Origin of the sequence: Streptomyces sp. NPDC048436, assembly GCF_043200355.1 — a bacterium.
In the GTDB taxonomy this organism is placed as follows: domain Bacteria; phylum Actinomycetota; class Actinomycetes; order Streptomycetales; family Streptomycetaceae; genus Streptomyces.
The window spans coordinates 211,131-227,919 of sequence record NZ_JBICXP010000014.1 but is presented as its reverse complement, the minus strand read 5'-3'; the positions used below and the strand labels follow the sequence as shown (position 1 = coordinate 227,919).

Here is a 16,789-nt window from a genome sequence, read left to right as displayed (position 1 = left end):
TTTTGGCACGCTGTTGAGTTCTCAAGGAACGGACGCTTCCTTTGTACTCACCCTCTCGGGCTTTCCTCCGGGCGCTTCCCTTCGGTGTTTCTTTTATCTTGCTGTTCTTGCGTTTCCGACTCTATCAGACTCTTTCGTGTCCGATTTCCTCGGCGCCTTTCCGGTTCCCGCTCCTGCCTTTCGGCTTTCGCGTTTCCCTTTCCGGCGGTTCCGACTCTATCAGATCCTTTCGGGCCTGATTCCCAGTCAGCGGGCCTTTGTCTTCCCGGCTGTTGGGCCGTTCCGACGTCTCAAACTCTAGCGGGTCTTCCCTGCGACTCATAATCGAGTCTTGGAATTGAATTCGGGCATGCCGAAATCGTTCCCGTTGGGATGTCGTGCAGAGTTTGTTTTGCCGCGTTTCAGCGGCGGGAGGTGCTGTCGCAGAACCGTTACGGCTCCGTGGCAACCCGAAGAACTCTACGGATCGGCCGGGTGACTGTCAAACGCGGTGGTGGCGCGCTCAATCCAGGTCGGTGAGGCGTCCGCCCGCGTCCGGCTGGGCGTGTTCCACCCGGCGTAGAAGGCGGGTCAGTACCTCGCCCAGCGCACCCCGCTCCTCCTGCGACAGGTCCTGGAGGAGGTCCTCCTCGAACACCGTGGCCAGCCGCATCGCCTCCAGCCACTTCTCGCGTCCCTCCGCGGTGAGCTCGACGATCACCCGTACGCGGTTGGACTCGTCGCGGTCCCGGGTCACCAGACCCTCCGCCACCATGCGGTCGATGCGGTGGGTCATGGCCGCCGGCGTGAGGCCGAGTCCCTTGGCGAGCTCGCCGGGGCCCATTTGGTACGGGGCGCCGGAGAGGACGAGGGCCTTGAGGACCTCCCACTCGGCGTTGCTGATGCCGAGGGTCGCGGTCTGCCGCCCGTAGGCGACGCTCATCCGCCGGTTGAGGCGGCCGAGGGCCGAGACGATCTCCTCGACCTGGGGGTCGAGATCCTGGAACTCCCGCTGGTAGGCGGCGATCTGCTCTTCGAGAGTCGGCTCACTGGGGCCGGGAGTGTCACCCATGGCCGCAGTATGGCACGCCCTCACTTGGCGTTGAAGTCCTTCTGTGTGTATTGTTTAGCTTCTAACTTTAGCTTCGAAGTCTTCACGCCTAACTCCTAAGGCAGGTGAAAGTGACCAGGGCGATGGGCGCAGCGATGCGTCGTATCCAGGTCGGCAGCGCGCTGAGCGCGTTCGGCGTCGGGTTCACGGTTCCGTTCCTCTATGTCTACGTGGCACAGGTGCGGGATCTGGGGGCCAGTACGGCGGGCATCGTGCTCGCCGCGTTCGCCATGGCCGCGCTGATCGTCCTGCCCGTCACCGGGCGTGTGATCGACCGCCGCGGCCCGCTCCCCGTACTCATGGGAGCCGCGCTGACCGCCGCGGTGGGTGCCCTCGCCCTGGGCTTCGCGAACAGTGAGCCGACGGCGATCGTCTCGGCGGCCCTGCTCGGCGCGGGCACCGCGGTGATGCAGCCGGCGCTCGCGACGATGATCGTCTGGTGCTCGACGCCCACCACGCGTACGCGCGCCTTCGCCACGCAGTTCTTCCTGCAGAACCTGGGCCTCGGCATCGGTGGACTCATCGGCGGCCAGATCGTCGACGAGCACGACCCGGGCAGCTTCACGACGCTGTTCTCCGTCGAGGCCGTGATGTTCCTGGTGCTCGCCGCGATCGTCATCTCCGTGCGCCTTCCGCACGCGCCCTCCATTCAGGACGCCATGCCCAAGGACGGGTCCGCGCCGCGGGGCGGTCTGCGGGCGCTGCTTCGGCACAAGGCGATGGTGCAGCTGTGTGTGCTCGGCTTCGTGCTCTTCTTCGCCTGCTACGGACAGTTCGAGTCGGGTCTCTCCGCGTACGGCGTGGAGGCGGCCGGGATCTCGCCGTCGACGCTGGGCATCGCGCTCGCCGCCAACACGGCCGTGATCGTCATCGCGCAGTTCGCCGTCCTGAAGTTCGTCGAGCGGCGCAAGCGGTCCCGGGTGATCGCCGCCGTCGGTCTGATCTGGGCCGTCGCGTGGATCGCGGCCGGGTACGCGGGGCTCGGACACGGCAGCCAGGCCATGGCGACCGCCGCGTTCATCTCCACGTACGCCCTCTTCGGGCTCGGTGAGGCGATGCTGTCGCCGACCGTCGCCCCGCTGGTCGCCGATCTGGCTCCGGCCGGGATGGTCGGTCAGTACAACTCGGCCTTCGCCCTGGTGAAGCAGCTGGCTCTCGCGGTCGGCCCCGCGGTGGGCGGTCCGATGGGGGCCGCGCTGCACGGGCCGTACATCGTGACGTTCCTGCTGTTCTCGCTCGGCATCACGGTGCTCGCCGTACGACTGGGACGCCAGCTCACTCCGCTGCAGAACCAGCCGTACGTGGCCAAGAGCCGGGTGGTCGCTCAGGGCACCCCGGAGCCCGTGGAGCCACTGCCCGCCAACTCCTAGGGCACTACGCGCGCGGGAGTGCGAATTCGCACCAGACCGCCTTGCCGCCGCCCGGTGTGCGCCGTGAGCCCCAGTTCGAGGCGATCGTGGCGACGATGGCGATGCCTCGGCCCGCCTCGTCCGCGGGCTCGGCGCGGCGGCGCCGGGGCAGGTGGTCGTCGCCGTCGGTGACCTCGATGATCAGCCGGCGGTCCGTGCGGCGCAGGCGCAGGCGCATCGGCGGGGTGCCGTGCTGGAGGGAGTTCGCGACCAGCTCGCTGGCGGCGAGCACCCCCAGGTCGTGCAGTTCCGGCGCGAAGCGCCAGCTGGCGAGGACTCCGGTGGCGAAGGCACGCGCGCGTGGAGCCGCTTCCACACCACCGAGCAGCTCCAGGGCGGCGTTGCGGAACAGCTCGGCGTCGAGGCCGGTGCGCGCGGGGTGCTGGAGGACCAGGACCGCCACGTCGTCGTCGTGGTCGGCGGTCACTCCCAGCGCGCGGATCAGGCGGTCGCAGACCACCTGGGGTGTGCCGGTGGCGCCCGCGAGGGCGCGCTCCAGGGAGGCGACGCCTTCGTCGATGTCCTCGCTGCGCCGCTCCACCAGGCCGTCCGTGTAGAGGACGGCGGTCGATCCTGGGCCGAGCGGGACCGAGCCCGAGGTGTGCAGCCAGCCACCGGTGCCAAGGGGCGGGCCCGTGGGCTCCTCCGCGCGGTGGATCGTGCCGCTCTCGTCGCGTACGAGGATCGGCAGGTGCCCTGCGGAGGCGTACAGGAGGCTGCCCTCGTTCGGGTCGTGCACCGCGTAGACCATCGTCGCGATCTGGGTGGCGTCGATCTCGGCTGCGAGGCCGTCCAGGAGCTGGAGGACCTCGTGCGGGGGCAGGTCGAGGCGGGCGTAGGCGCGCACGGCCGTGCGGAGCTGGCCCATGACCGCCGCGGCGCGGACCCCGCGGCCCATGACGTCGCCGATGACCAGGGCCGTACGGCCGCCGCCGAGGGTGATCACGTCGTACCAGTCGCCGCCGACCGCTGCCTCCGTGCCGCCCGGCTGATACGTGGCGGCGATGCGCAGGTCGTCGGGCTGTTCCAACTCCTGGGGCAGGAGCGAGCGTTGCAGGGTGACGGCCGTCTCGCGCTGGGTGCGCTCGCTGGCCCGCAGGCGCTCGGCGGCCTCCGCGTGGTCGGTGACGTCGGCGGCGAAGACGAGGACGCCCTCTTCCTTGTGCCCGGCGGAGCCGCTCACGGGCAGCGTCACGGGGGTGCAGGTGAACGTGTACGAACGGCCGCTCGCCGCCTTGCGGGACTTGACCGTACGCGGCTTCGAGCTGCGCAGGACCTGGTCGAGGAGCGGCAGCAGGCCCAGCTCGTCCAGCTCCGGCAGCGCCTCGCCTGCGGGTTCGCCCACGGGGCGTTCGCCGAACGCGGTGGCGTACGCGTCGTTGACGTACGCGAGCCGGTGCTCGGGACCGTGCACCAGGGCGACGAGGGCCGGAATGCGGTCGAGCACCTCACGGGTCGGCAGTTCGTCGACACCGGCGGCGGGGGTGAGGGCGGTGGAGCCGTCCTGGCTCCCTTCGGCGCGGGCGGCGGGGACGGCGCTCTCTGCTCGCTGTGGCGGGGAGATCCCCAGGTCGGTCCGCGCTGCGGCGCGGCGCTGCGTTCCGGGGAGCCGGGCGCTCCAGCGCGTGAAGTTCACTGCGGTAGGCCTCGTGATGTCGCTTCTGGATCGGGCGGGGAATTCCGGCGGTCCTGGCCCGCCCATGGTCACACGAACAGTCTGGCCGACCGGACTGACATCCGTCAGACGCCGGTGTCACGCGGGGAGTTCCTGCCTCCGGTCAGGAGGACTCCTTCGGGCCTCTGCCACCGGCCGCGAGTTCGAACTCCGCACGCGGATGTTCGAGCGAGCCCAGGGAGACGATCTCGCGTTTGAACAGGCCTGACAGGGTCCATTCGGCGAGCACCCGGGACTTGCGGTTGACGGTGGGCACCCGGCTCAGGTGGTAGACGCGGTGCATGAACCAGGCAGGGTAGCCCTTCAGCTTCCGTCCGTAGACATGGGCGACGCCTTTGTGCAGCCCCAGGGAGGCGACCGAGCCCACGTACTTGTGCGTGTACTCCTTGAGGGGCTGCCCGCGCAGGGAGGCGGCGATGTTGTCGCCGAGTGTCCTGGCCTGGCGCACCGCGTGCTGAGCGTTGGGGGCGCACTCCTTGCCGGGCTCGTCCGCGGTGACATCGGGGACGGCGGCGGCGTCCCCCGCGCCCCACGCGTGCGTGGCGCCGTTCACGGTCAGCTGGGCGGTGCAGTCGAGGCGACCGCGTTCGTTGAGCGGAAGGTCCGTCGCGGCGAGCACCGGATGCGGTTTGACGCCGGCGGTCCACACAAGCGTGCGGGTGGGGAAGCGCGAGCCGTCACTCAGGACGGCGACGCGGTCCTCGCAGGTGTCGAGGCGGGTCTCCAGGCGTACGTCGATGTTGCGGCGCCGCAGCTCACGGACCGTGTACTTGCCCATCTCCTCGCCGACCTCGGGGAGGATCCGCCCGGAGGCCTCGACGAGGATCCACTTCATGTCCTCGGCCTTGACGTTGTGGTAGTACCGCGAGGCGTAGCGGGCCATGTCCTCCAGCTCGCCGAGCGCCTCGACGCCCGCGTAACCGCCGCCTACGAAGACGAAGGTCAGGGCGGCGTCACGGATCGCCGGGTCGCGCGTCGAGGAGGCGATGTCCATCTGTTCGATGACGTGGTTGCGCAGGCCGATGGCCTCTTCGACGGTCTTGAAGCCGACGCCGTGCTCGGCCAGCCCCGGGACGGGCAGGGTGCGCGAGATGGAGCCGGGGGCCAGGACGAGTTCGTCGTACGTGATGTCGACGGCGCCCGTGCCCTCGTCCTCGGTGGCGAGCGTGGTGAAGGACGCCGTGCGCTTGGCGTGGTCGACCGCCTTGACCTCGCCGATGACGATCCGGCATCTGTCCAGGACGCGGCGGAGCGGGACCACCACGTGCCGCGGCGAGATGGAGCCGGCCGCCGCTTCGGGCAGGAACGGCTGATAGGTCATATACGGGTCGGGCGTCACCACCACGATCTCCGCTTCGCCCCGCTTCAGCTCCGGTTTGAGCTGCCGCTGGAGGCGCAGCGCGGTGTACATGCCGACGTAGCCGCCGCCCACAACGAGAATGCGCACAGGTTCCTTCACCATCCCATGACGCACCCAGCTCTGGCGTTTGTCCACAGGCTCAGCAATTTGTGTGACCGTCGGCGGTCGGCGACGCGCCGCCCGTGTTCGGGGCCGGCGCGGGAAAGACGCGCAGGTCAGCTGGTGAAATAGGGGGGAAGTCAGGGGGTGCAATCGGGTCAGAAACGGTGCGTACTCCGATCGGGGGGCGCACCGTGCGGAACCCACCCCTTCTGAATTGACTCTGCCTCAACTATGTTCGTGAGTCGTCGGGGTGTCGGGGGATGCGCTCGTCGGGTCCGGATTCCGGACCCGGGGTCGGTGCACAATCCTCACACTCCGGGTGTCAATGACGGGGAGTGTCTCCGGGGGGAGACGTCATTACCGGGGGAACGCGTATGCATATTCAGGACTCTCACTGGACTTCTGGCACGGCGTCGGCATCAGCCGTCGCCACCAGCGGGAACGGACGCGACATGGGGGACGGACCGCGTTCGACGCCGCTGCGTGTGGACGCACAGCGCAATCTCGAGCATGTCCTTCGCGCGGCGCGCGAGGTATTCGGCGAGCTGGGTTACGGCGCGCCGATGGAAGACGTGGCGCGCCGCGCCCGGGTCGGGGTGGGCACGGTCTACCGCCGGTTCCCGAGCAAGGACGTGCTGGTGCGGCGCATAGCCGAGGAGGAGACCTCCCGGCTGACCGACCAGGCACGTTCGGCGCTCGGGCAGGAGGACGAGCCATGGTCGGCGCTCTCGCGCTTCCTGCGGACCTCCGTCGCGTCGGGCGCGGGGCGGCTTCTGCCGCCGCAGGTGCTGCGGGTGGGCGTGGCCGACGAAATCGCGGGCTCGCGGGACGACGAGGCGCGTGTGCCGCAGCAGCGGCAGGCGGCTTCGACCGGTCCCGAGCTGCGGCTCGTCGAGCAGCGCCCGAGCCCTGCCGAGGAGTCGGCGGCGGACGATCCGGGGGCGGTGGCGCTCCTCGAAGTCGTCGGGCGCCTGGTGGACCGGGCGCGTGCGGCGGGCGAGCTGCGCCCGGACGTGACGGTGTCGGACGTGCTCCTGGTGATAGCCACGGCGGCGCCCTCGCTGCCGGACGCGGCGCAGCAGGCGGCGGCTTCCTCGCGGCTGCTCGACATCCTGCTGGAGGGGCTGCGCTCGCGCCCCACGGTGTGACGTGGCATGAGGCGGCTCGTCGCCCGGTGGGCTCAACTGGCCGTAAACACATGGCAGTTGAGCCTTCCCCGAATGAGTGAAAAGTAGTGCTCGTTTGCGGGAAGTCTCCACGGAAGGGTGGTTGACCGTCATCACTGTCCGGCGCGGCACGACCGTATGACACTCTTTTCCGGTGTTCGGGTCTGAGTGTGCAGGCGGGGGCTTTCCGCGATGAGTGGTGACGGGCGGGACGAGTCGTCCCCCGCCTTCGGCGAGGAGGCCGGCGGGCTGCCCTCTCGGCAGGTGCCGAGCCAGGGTGGGCCGGGGGCCGACGGCGGTGTCGGCGGTGGTGTCGGCGGCAGCCCGGACGGTGCGGATCCCAGCGTTCCGCAGCAGCGGGAAGGCGTCCGCGGCGGGGCTTCGGCGCCCGGTGACGGTCCGCCGTCCGACAGCGATCTGATCACCCGGATGCGGGCGGGCGACGACACCGCGTACGAGGAGCTGTACCGAAGGCACGCCGAAGCGGTCCGCCGGTACGCACGCACGTGCTGCCGGGACGCGCACACCGCCGACGACCTCACGGCCGAGGTCTTCGCGCGGATGCTGCAGGCGGTCCGGGGCGGCAGCGGGCCCGAGCACGCGGTGCGCGCGTATCTGCTCACCACGGTGCGCCGCGTCGCCGCCGGGTGGACGAAGTCCGCGAAGCGGGAGCAACTGGTCGAGGACTTCGCGGTGTTCGCGGCGCAGGCCGCGCGCAGTTCCGAGGTCTCCGACGACGACACGCTGGACCTGGGCGCGGACGTGCGCGCGATGCAGGTGGCCGAGCAGTCCATGGCCATGCAGGCGTTCCGGAGCCTTCCGGAGCGCTGGCAGGCGGTGCTGTGGCACACGGAGATCGAGGACGAGTCCCCGAGCGACGTCGCCACGCTCTTCGGCCTTGACGCCAACGGGACGCGGGTCCTGGCCAAGCGGGCGCGCGAAGGCCTGAAGGAGGCGTACCTCCAGGCCCATGTGAGCACCACCCTCACCGAGAACGAGGAGTGCGCGCGCTACGCGGACCGCCTCGGCGCCTACGCGCGCGGCAGCCTGCGTACGCGGGCCGAGCGCGGCCTTCGCAAGCACCTGGAGGAGTGCGCCAAGTGCCGGCTGGCCGCGGGCCAGATCAAGGAAGTCGCGAGCGGCATTCCCGGGGTCGTGCCGATCGCGGTCATCGGCTGGTTCGGTGCCGCCGGGTACGCGAAGGTGGCCGCGCTCGTCGGCGGTGGCGCGGCGGGTGCCGCGGGCGCCGGTGCGGCGGGAGCGGCAGCGGCGAGCGGCGGCGCGTCCGGTGGAGCGGCGGGCGGTGCGGCCGCCTCCGAGGGCCTGGGCGCCCCCGCGAAGGCCGGTATCGCCGCGGCCGTGGTCGTCGCCGCGGCCGCGGCTGCGATCGCCCTCACCGCCGGGGGCGGGGACAAGCCCAAGGACCTGCCGAGCGCCGAGAAGCCGGCGGCAGTGGAGCCCGTCGTCCCGAGCAAGCCGCCGCCCCCGAAGCCGGGGCCCAAGCCACCGCAGGCCGCCGAGCCGAAGCCGGACCCTCCGAAGCCCGCTCCCAAGCCGAAGCCGACCCCGACGCCCACTCCGAAGCCCAAGCCGCCGCCCGAGCCGAAGCCGAAGCCGAAGCCGACTCCCACGCCTCCCAAGCCGAAGCCCAAGCCACCGCCTCCGCCTCCTCCGCCGCCCGCCCCGACCGTCTACCAGTGGAGCGAGCTGCAGTACGGCGTGGTCGGTGACGGCACCAAGCCCGAGATGCGGCTCGGCGAGAGCAGCTGGGTCTGGCAGCGCGACGGCCTGTCCATCGCGGACCGGCAGTACGGACACGGCGTGACGGTGCACGGCCAGTCCTCCGTCACCATCGACCTGAACCGCGCGTGCTCGTCGTACGACGCGGTCGTGGGTGTCGACGACATGACGATGGGCCTCGGCAAGGTGCGGTTCTCGGTGTTCGGGGACGGGGCACGCCTGTGGCAGTCGCCGCTGATGGAGGGCGGGGACCCGGCGGTGCCGGTGCAGGTGAACCTGACCGGGCGCAAGACGATCCGCCTGGCCGTCGAGCCGCACTCGCCGTTCGACTCGGTCGCGCTCGCGGACTGGGCGCAGTCGCGCTTCCGCTGTACGTAGATTGCTGATCGCTGTACGTAGGCCGGGGCGGGGCCTCTCAGGTCGGCTCAGATCGGCTCAGGTCAGTCCGGGGCCGTTCGGCTCAGCTCGGCGAGTGCCTGGTCGGCGGTGAATTCGGCGCCTGCCGCGCGCTCGGCCTCGTACCGGTGGGGGCCAAGGGCGGCCAGCGCCGCGGTCTCGGTCGCCGCTGCCTCGGCCCGCTCCGGCATCGGGCGTGGATGGCCGCTCCGCAGCCGGGTGCCGAAGGCGAGCAGGCGAGCGGCGCGCGGATGATCGCCGATCCTGCTCGTGAGAACGGCCCCGCCGTCCACGAGGCCCGCGATGATCACCTCCGCGCACCGGTGGTCCAAGGCCTCCCGCAGGCCTTCGGCGAGCAGCGGAAGCGCCTCCAGGGGCCCGGACTCGGCGGCCACGATCCTGGACTCCACGCCCCTCAGGGCCGCGCCGAACTGCGGGGGCGGTGTGCCCCGCGCGGCATCGGTGCGGGCCGCCTCGTACAGGACACGGGCCTGGACGGTATCCCCGTCGTCAAGCGCCATCAGCGTCTGCAGCAGCCGCATGAACGCGCGGGAGTCCGCCACCCCATAGCGGTCGGCCTCGATCCCCGCCTCGTGCAGGATCTTCGCCGCCACCGCACGGTCGCCCTCGCGGTAGGAGATCTCGGCGAGCCGGACGAGCAGGAACGGCGTCTCGGCGTAGGCACCCACCTCGTAGGCGAGGCGCAGCGCCTCGTCGTACTCCACGCGCGCCTCGTCGTGCCGGCTGCGCGCCATCGCGGCCTCGCCCGCCGCGCTGGACACCTGGGCGCGCATCCAGCGGTCGCCCGCGCGCCCGCTCAGCACGCGCAGTTCGGCGAGGTCCTCGTCGACTCCGGAGAGGTTGCCCGGGGCGTCGACGGCCAGATGCGTACGGAACATCAGGCTGACGCCGACCTCCCAATCCCCGCCGTACCTGCGGCAGTTGGCGACCACCTCGTCCATGGCGGGCCTCGCGGCATCGGGGCCGTCGAGGAAGAAGGTGGTGAACGGCCAGATGATTCCGGGGAAGCGGGCCGCCGCCGGCACCGACCGCGCGAAGGCGTCCCGCACCTGCGCGACGTACGCGCGATAGCCCTCCCCGCTCATCGCGTCCGACGGCCTGGAGTCCACCTCCAGGAAGATGTGCAGCAGGTGCAGGCTCATCCAGGACCAGCGGAGGGGGCCCTCGGGGGCGTCGGGAACCCCGTCAGTGGGCGGCATCGGCGGGGCGGTGCCCAGGAGGCGGGCCACCCATTCCATGGCCTCCCTGCGGTAGTTCCGAAGCCACCAGAACCAGCCCATGCCCAGGACCATCGCCAGGGCGTCGTCCTCCGCGCGGGACTCGATGGTGCGCTGCAGGGCCGCGCGGATGTTGTCCAGCTCGGTCTCCAGGCGCTGGATCCAGGGGAGTTGCTCGCCCGAGCGGAGCAGGGGTTCGGCCTGTTCGACCAGCGCGCGGAAGTACGCGGTGTGGCGGCGGGCCGCGGCCGTGCGGAGCTCGGGCCGCTCCTCGGCCCGCTCGGTCGCGTACTCGTGGATGGTCTCCAGCATGCGGTAGCGCATGCCGCCCCTGGCCGTGGGTTCGGCGATGAGCAGGGACTTGTCCACGAGGGCGCCGATGAGGTCGGCGGCGGGGCCGGTGCAGACCGCCTCGGCCGCCGCGAGGTCCCAGCCGCCCGCGAAGAGGGACACCTCGCGCAGGACCGTCCGCTCGGGTTCGTCGAGCAGCTCCCAGGACCAGTCGACGACGGCGCGCAGGGTCTGCTGGCGGGGCAGGACCGTGCGGCTGCCGCTGGTGAGGAGGCGGAAGCGGTCGTCGAGGCGGTCGGCGATCTGCCGCGGGGTGAGCAGGCGCAGCCGGGCCGCCGCCAGCTCGATGGCGAGGGGCAGGCCGTCGAGGCGGCGGCAGATCTCGGCGACGGCGGCGGGGTCGAAGTCGGGGTCGAAGTCGGGGCGCACCGCCGTGGCCCGCTCGCTGAACAGACGGTGTGCCGGGTCGGGCGGGAGCGGCTCGACGGGGCGGACGAACTCGCCGGGCACGCCCAGGGGTTCGCGGCTCGTGGCGACGACGGTGAGGTCCGGGCAGTGCGTGAGGAGTGTATGGGCGAGGTCGGCGGCGGCGCCGATGACATGCTCGCAGTTGTCAAGGAGCAGGAGCAGCCTGCGCGGGGCGCAGTACTCGATGAGCAGGGCGGCCGGATCGTCCTGCGGCACCGAAAGCTCGCTGGTCATCAGCACGGTCTCGCGCAGACCGAGCGCGCTGACGACAGCGCCTGGCACCGCCTCCGGATGGTCGAGCGGGGCGAGCTCGGCCAGCCATGCCTGTGGATGCCCGGCGGCGGCTTCCTCGGCGAGGCGGGTCTTGCCGGAGCCGCCGGGTCCGGTGAGGGTGACCAGGCGTGCTCGTTGTATGTCTGAACGGATCGCGGCGAGTTCGGGTTCCCTGCCGACGAAAGAGGTCAGGCGGGGGCGGAGGTTGCCCGTGCGCTCGGGCCTGTCCGCTCTGGACGGTCGCCCCGGCGGCGCGGCGGTGGCCGGCGTGTCCGCCACGCCCGCCACGCCCGCCTCCGGATCGAGCAACTCCGCGTACAGCGCTCGCAGTTCCGGCCCTGGATCCGTCCCGAGGGCCTCGGCGAGCGTGCGGCGCGCGGTCTCGTACGCGGCGAGGGCTTCGGCGCCGCGCCCCGCGTCACGCAGGGCGCGGATCAGCAGGGCGTGCAGCGCCTCGTCGTACGGCTGGGCGGCGGTGAGCTCCCTCAGTTCCGGTACGACGTCGGATGCGTGGCCCAGCAGCAGGTCCGCCTCGACCCGCACGCGTGTGGCCTCGGCGAGCAGCGCTTCGGGGCGGGCCGCCGCGCTGCGGTCGGGCAGGTCGGCCAGGGCGGGGCCGCGCCAGAGGGTGAGCGCTTCGCGCAGGGTGCGGGTGGCTGCCGCGGGGTCGTGGCGGGTCAGGGCGGCCTTGCCCTCGCGTACGAGGCGTTCGAAGCGGTGCAGATCGATGTCTTCGGGGGTGGCGTCGAGGGAGTAGCCGCCCGGGGCCGAGGTGACGGCGTCCTTGCCGAGGGCTCGGCGGAGGCGGCCGATCAGGGCCTGGAGGGCGGCGGGGGCGTCCGCCGGGGGCTCGTCCGACGCCCATACCTCGGCGATGAGGGTTTCCGTGAGGACGGTGCGGCCCGGGTTCAGCGCGAGGGCGGCCAGCAGCGAGCGCAGGCGGCGCCCGCCTACGGGCAGGGGCGCCCCTTCGTCGTCGTACGCCTCCGTGGCGCCCAGAATTCTGTACCGCACGGGGTCATTCTCGCCGGTGGGCCGGGTCCGGGCGCGAGGGTTTTCCTTTCCTCGGCCCTGCCGCCTCCCGGAACCATGGACTCCGCCCGCCGAAGCCCGCCGAAGCCCCCCGAAACCCGCCGAAGCCCGCCAGAAGTCGTCGCCCTCCGGAAAGTCGTCGCCCTCCGGAAAGTCAGCGCCCCGCCCCCAACGCCCCCCGCTGCGGAACCACACTCCCCGTAGGGACCGCTCGCTGGCGGGCAGGAGTCCCGGTCCAGCAGGTGCCCCGGCGGGAGAGCAGGCGGCGGAGCCACAGCTCCGTGGAGACCAGGTCGGCCAGGCCGTCCAGCGGCAGCGGCTCGCCCTCCGCCGCCGCGCGCAGCGCCTTGCGGACCACCCGGGCCTCCACCAGGCCCGCCTGGGCGAGGAGAGGCGTTTCGAAGAGGGCCAGCAGGTCCTCCACCGCCACCCGCAGGCCCGTCCGGGCGGCTGCCGCGGACGAGGCGTGGGAGGGCGCACCCCAGCCGGACGGCAGTTCGGCCACTCCGGCGCCTTCCAGGACCGTACGCAGGATCGCGGCGCGGGCCCCCGGCTGGACGCGCAGGTCGACGGGGAGCGCGCGGCAGGCCCGGACCACCTGGTTGTCCAGGAAGGGCGCGTGCAGGCGCTGGAAGCGGACCTCGGCGGCCTGCTCCAGGATGCGCAGGTCGGCCGCGTGCCGGGCGAGTGCGGCGCGGGCGCGGAACTCCCCCGGGCGCTGGCCGGGCCCTGCGCCGGGGCGCCCGGTCGTGTCCTGGAGGCGAACCGATACTTCAGCGAGGGCCTCGCCCGTCAGCCAGCGCGCCGCGGGGCCAGGTCTGGCCCACGCGAGGGCGGCGAGCGACGCCCCCACGGCACCGCCCGGCTCGTCGAAGCGGCGCTGGAGTAGGCGGTCGGCGAGTGAGTCGACGCCCGCGCGGTAGGACATCCGGGCGAGCTTGCGCGCGGCGCCGTACACGCGCGCGGGGACCATGACCGAGCCGTCCGCCTTCGCCAACGCCGCGACGGGGCGCACCAGATGGCGCCGTCTGCGGTCCATCAGGAGATCGGCGAGGCGGGCCGGGTGCGCGTCGAGCACCTGCCGTGCGCCGTACCCCGTGAAGTGGTCCGCGCTGCCCGAGGAGAGCCGCGCGCGGTGGCGCTGGGCCGTGACGAGGGTGGCGCTCGGTTCGTCCGTCAGAGGGCCGTCCAGGTCGGCGTAGGGCAGGGCCTCTTCGCCGGCCGCGACCACCACGTGGTGCAGGCGCGGGTTGGCGGCGATGGCGCCGGCCCGCTCCAGCTCGGCCTCACGGCCGTTGACCGCGAGGTCGTTGAAGGTGACGGCCAGGAGCCGCTCCCCCGCGCCCGTGCCGTGGCCGAGGACCGTGCCGGGCATCCCGGGGAGGCCGGCCGCGAGCAGCGCGAGAGTGCCGGACGCGGGCCCTCCGGAGAGGTCGGCGCCGATGCCCGGCACCGGCATCCCCCGGGCCGCGCGGCGCTCGGCCGGGCCCATGCCGGGGACGGGGCCCGGGTCGATGTCCGCTCCGGGGACGTGGCGTGGGGCGCCGAGGCGTGTGCGTACCGCCTCTACGAGGGCGTCACGGACGCCGTCCACCGCGCTGGTCGCGTCGGCCGCCGGCGCGGCGACGGCGAGGGACGCCACCTGTTCGTACCCGGCGATCTCCCGTGCGCCCGCGCGCAGGATCAGCGCGTGCCCCGGTGGTACGCGCCGCACGCCCTGGTAGGGCGTCGAGTCCTGCAGCGCCTCCGGCACGTCGGGCGCGGCGAGCAGCGCCGCGAGGTGGCCGATGTCCAGGTGGGCCTCGATGAGGTCGGCCAGGGGCAGCGCGGCCGTCGCGTAGGCCGTGCCGTCGGCCCACGGGGTGTAGAAGACGGGGCGCGCGCCCGCGAGGTCTCCGGCGATCATGAGGCGGCGCCCGACCTGGACAACCGCCGTATAGCTGCCGGACCAGGCGGTCAGGTGCCGCAGGGCGCCGCCGCGGGCCGCGAAGAGGCCGACCCTGAGCTGCTCGTCGCTCGCCCCGCAGGTGCCGAGGACCGCGATGCGCGTCTGCTCGTCGGCCTGCACCGTGCGCACCTCGTCGGCACGCCAGTCACCCACCGCCCACAGCGGATCCGGGTCGCCCCACAGGAGTTGGGAGCCCACGGGGTGGAGGGTCTCGCCGTTCTCACCGGTGGCCCCGGCCGAGCCCACCACCGAAGGCTTCGCGGCAGTGCTGCTCCACCCCACCAACCACCGCATCGTTGCCTCCACATGCTGTGGACACCCAGTGCCTCGAAGAACTGGGGTCCCATGCTGCCACGAAGGAGGCGCGCGGGAGTGGCTACGGTGGTGCTCACGCTCCCGTTAATGTGCCCCGGGGGAGCGGTACTTGCGCCCCGGGGGAGCGGTACTTGAAGGGCGCAACCATGCCCTTCTCCTAGCGCGGGGGCGCATTCACCCGGTCTGCGCCGGGTCGATTTTCGGCCAAATCAGCGGATGGCACATGCGTGCGGGAACGGTCAGCGGCAACACACAGTCCGGGAGGCGGTGTTCGCCCCCCGGACCGGTCCGCCGCCCGCGGGGATTGAGGCGGCGGTGTCCCCCAGCCCACTGACTCCAGCGCAGCGGGCCGACCCACGCACCATCCATGGAAGCGCTCCCCTTATGGCCGGTGAAGAGCGCACACGTGGGCGCACGGCCACACACCCGGAGCACGCCCCTGCCCCCACGCGCTTCCCTACCGGCAACAATCTCGCCATCCGGAACTGCGCCTCTTAACGCTTGGGATTCGGCGAACTACGCTGTGTGTGCTGATGTTTTCGCGGAGGCATATTCCTGGGGGCTCGGCCAAATGCTCTTGCGGCCGAGGTTCCAGGCCACGGCGGTCGTAGTCGCGGACGCCGCTGCCCCTGGGGGAACGCAGCACGAATGCCGCGCGGTCAAGCCACTGCACGGCAGCCGTCTGTGTCGAGGGGTGGCGCATGTCCAGGGAGCAACGCGGGCCGAACGAGAAACTCGGCACCGTTCTCGCCCTCGCGGGAATCAGCAATGCGGGACTCGCGCGCCGGGTCAACGACCTCGGCGCCCAACGCGGGTTGACGCTTCGATACGACAAGACATCGGTGGCCCGGTGGGTGTCCAAGGGCATGGTGCCGCAGGGCGCCGCCCCGCACCTCATCGCCGCCGCCATCGGGCAGAAGCTCGGCCGCCCCGTCCCGCTGCACGAGATCGGGCTCGCGGACGCCGATCCCGCGCCTGAGGTGGGTCTCGCCTTCCCGCGCGACGTGGGCGCCGCGGTGAAGTCGGCGACCGAGCTCTACCGCCTGGACCTCGCGGGCAGGCGCGCCGGCAGCGGCGGCATCTGGCAGTCCCTGGCCGGCTCCTTCGCGGTGAGCGCCTACGCGACACCTGCCTCACGCTGGCTGATAACCCCGGCCGACAGTTCGGTCGCCCGCGACGTCACCTTGGACGTGCCCCGCGAAGTGGGTCACTCCGATGACAGCGGACAGCCGATGAAGGTCGGCCACAGCGACGTGGTGAAACTGCGCGAGGCCGCCGAGGACGCCCGGCGCTGGGACTCCAAGTACGGCGGCGGGGACTGGCGTTCGTCGATGGTCCCGGAGTGCCTGCGCGTCGAGGCGGCTCCCCTGCTGCTCGGCTCGTACTCGGACGAGGTGGGCCGTTCACTCTTCGGGGCGTCGGCCGAGCTGACGCGCCTCGCCGGCTGGATGGCCTTCGACACCGGCCAGCAGGAGGCCGCCCAGCGCTACTACATCCAGGCCCTGCGCCTGGCCCGCGCCGCGGCGGACGTCCCCCTCGGTGGGTACGTCCTGGCCTCCATGTCCCTCCAGGCGACCTACCGCGGCTTCGGCGACGAGGGCGTCGACCTCGCGCAGGCCGCCCTGGAGCGCAACCGCGGTCTGGCCACCGCGCGCACGATGAGCTTCTTCTGCCTCGTCGAGGCACGCGCGCACGCACGCGCCAATGACGCGCAGGCGGCCGGAGCGGCGCTGCGGGCCGCCGAGGGATGGCTCGAGCGGGCCAGGGACGGGGACAACGACCCGTCGTGGCTCGGTTTCTACGGATACGACCGCTTCGCGGCCGACGCCGCCGAGTGCTACCGCGACCTGAAGGCGCCCCGCCAGGTGCGCCGCTTCACGGAGCAGGCGCTCTCGCGGCCCACGGAGGAGTTCGTGCGCTCGCACGGCTTACGGCTCGTGGTGTCGGCGGTCGCCGAACTGGAGTCGGGCAACCTCGACGCGGCGTGCGAGCAGGGCACGCGCGCCCTGGAGGTCGCCGGACGCATCTCCTCCGCACGGACGACGGAGTACGTGAAGGACCTGCTGCACCGCCTGGAGCCCTACGGGGACGAGCCGCGGGTGGTGGAGCTGCGCGAACGGGCCCGTCCGCTGCTGGTCGCTCCCGCGTAGTCCAGCGGGATGCCCGTCATCAGTCCCCCACGCGGCGCCGGATCGGCAACAGCAGTTACGCACCCTGTAACCCCGCGGCCCTCGCGGGGTTTGGGGGCGTTGTCAGTGGCGCAGTGCACTATCGGGGTGGGAGGTG

10 protein-coding genes are annotated in these 16,789 nt (G+C 72.2%); 5 read left to right on the top strand and 5 right to left on the bottom strand.

The window, feature by feature from the left end; all coding sequences use genetic code 11:
• Positions 1-301 (top strand): hypothetical protein (locus ACGFX9_RS34620; RefSeq protein ID WP_393482498.1); only part of this gene is annotated, 301 nt, incomplete at its 5' end.
• A 201-nt stretch (positions 302-502) separates the two neighbouring features.
• On the opposite strand, the gene ACGFX9_RS34615 is transcribed toward ACGFX9_RS34620, so the two are convergent.
• Complete coding sequence (locus tag ACGFX9_RS34615) at positions 503-1,051, bottom strand: MarR family winged helix-turn-helix transcriptional regulator (protein WP_393482496.1); 549 nt, start codon at positions 1,049-1,051, stop codon at positions 503-505.
• A 122-nt stretch (positions 1,052-1,173) separates the two neighbouring features.
• Between ACGFX9_RS34615 and ACGFX9_RS34610 the strand changes: the two genes are divergently transcribed.
• Complete coding sequence (locus ACGFX9_RS34610; RefSeq protein ID WP_393482493.1) at positions 1,174-2,460, top strand: MDR family MFS transporter; 1,287 nt, start codon at positions 1,174-1,176, stop codon at positions 2,458-2,460.
• Positions 2,461-2,464: 4 nt separating this feature from the next.
• On the opposite strand, the gene ACGFX9_RS34605 is transcribed toward ACGFX9_RS34610, so the two are convergent.
• Complete coding sequence (locus ACGFX9_RS34605; protein ID WP_393482490.1) at positions 2,465-4,135, bottom strand: SpoIIE family protein phosphatase; 1,671 nt, start codon at positions 4,133-4,135, stop codon at positions 2,465-2,467.
• A gap of 142 nt (positions 4,136-4,277) precedes the next feature.
• Complete coding sequence (locus ACGFX9_RS34600) at positions 4,278-5,636, bottom strand: NAD(P)/FAD-dependent oxidoreductase (protein ID WP_393482487.1); 1,359 nt, start codon at positions 5,634-5,636, stop codon at positions 4,278-4,280.
• A 374-nt stretch (positions 5,637-6,010) separates the two neighbouring features.
• On the opposite strand from ACGFX9_RS34600, the gene ACGFX9_RS34595 reads away from it, so the two are divergent.
• Both ACGFX9_RS34595 and ACGFX9_RS34590 read left to right on the top strand, forming a co-directional pair.
• On the top strand, positions 6,011-6,784 hold the full coding sequence (locus tag ACGFX9_RS34595) for a TetR/AcrR family transcriptional regulator (RefSeq protein ID WP_393482484.1): 774 nt from the start codon (positions 6,011-6,013) through the stop codon (positions 6,782-6,784).
• A 210-nt stretch (positions 6,785-6,994) separates the two neighbouring features.
• Positions 6,995-8,920 carry a sigma-70 family RNA polymerase sigma factor gene (locus ACGFX9_RS34590; RefSeq protein WP_393482481.1) on the top strand — a complete coding sequence of 642 codons (1,926 nt, stop codon included), beginning with the start codon at positions 6,995-6,997 and terminating at the stop codon, positions 8,918-8,920.
• Between the two features lie 62 nt (positions 8,921-8,982).
• Here ACGFX9_RS34590 and ACGFX9_RS34585 read toward each other — a convergent pair whose 3' ends face one another.
• Both ACGFX9_RS34585 and ACGFX9_RS34580 read right to left on the bottom strand, forming a co-directional pair.
• A complete protein-coding gene (locus ACGFX9_RS34585; protein WP_393482478.1) occupies positions 8,983-12,222 on the bottom strand; it encodes a BTAD domain-containing putative transcriptional regulator in 3,240 nt (1,079 codons plus the stop codon).
• A 172-nt stretch (positions 12,223-12,394) separates the two neighbouring features.
• Positions 12,395-14,482 carry an asparagine synthase-related protein gene (locus ACGFX9_RS34580; RefSeq protein ID WP_393482475.1) on the bottom strand — a complete coding sequence of 696 codons (2,088 nt, stop codon included), beginning with the start codon at positions 14,480-14,482 and terminating at the stop codon, positions 12,395-12,397.
• 722 nt (positions 14,483-15,204) lie between these two features.
• On the opposite strand from ACGFX9_RS34580, the gene ACGFX9_RS34575 reads away from it, so the two are divergent.
• Positions 15,205-16,653, top strand: coding sequence for an MFS transporter (locus ACGFX9_RS34575; RefSeq protein ID WP_393482472.1), 1,449 nt, complete (start codon positions 15,205-15,207; stop codon positions 16,651-16,653).
• Positions 16,654-16,789 lie beyond the last annotated feature (136 nt).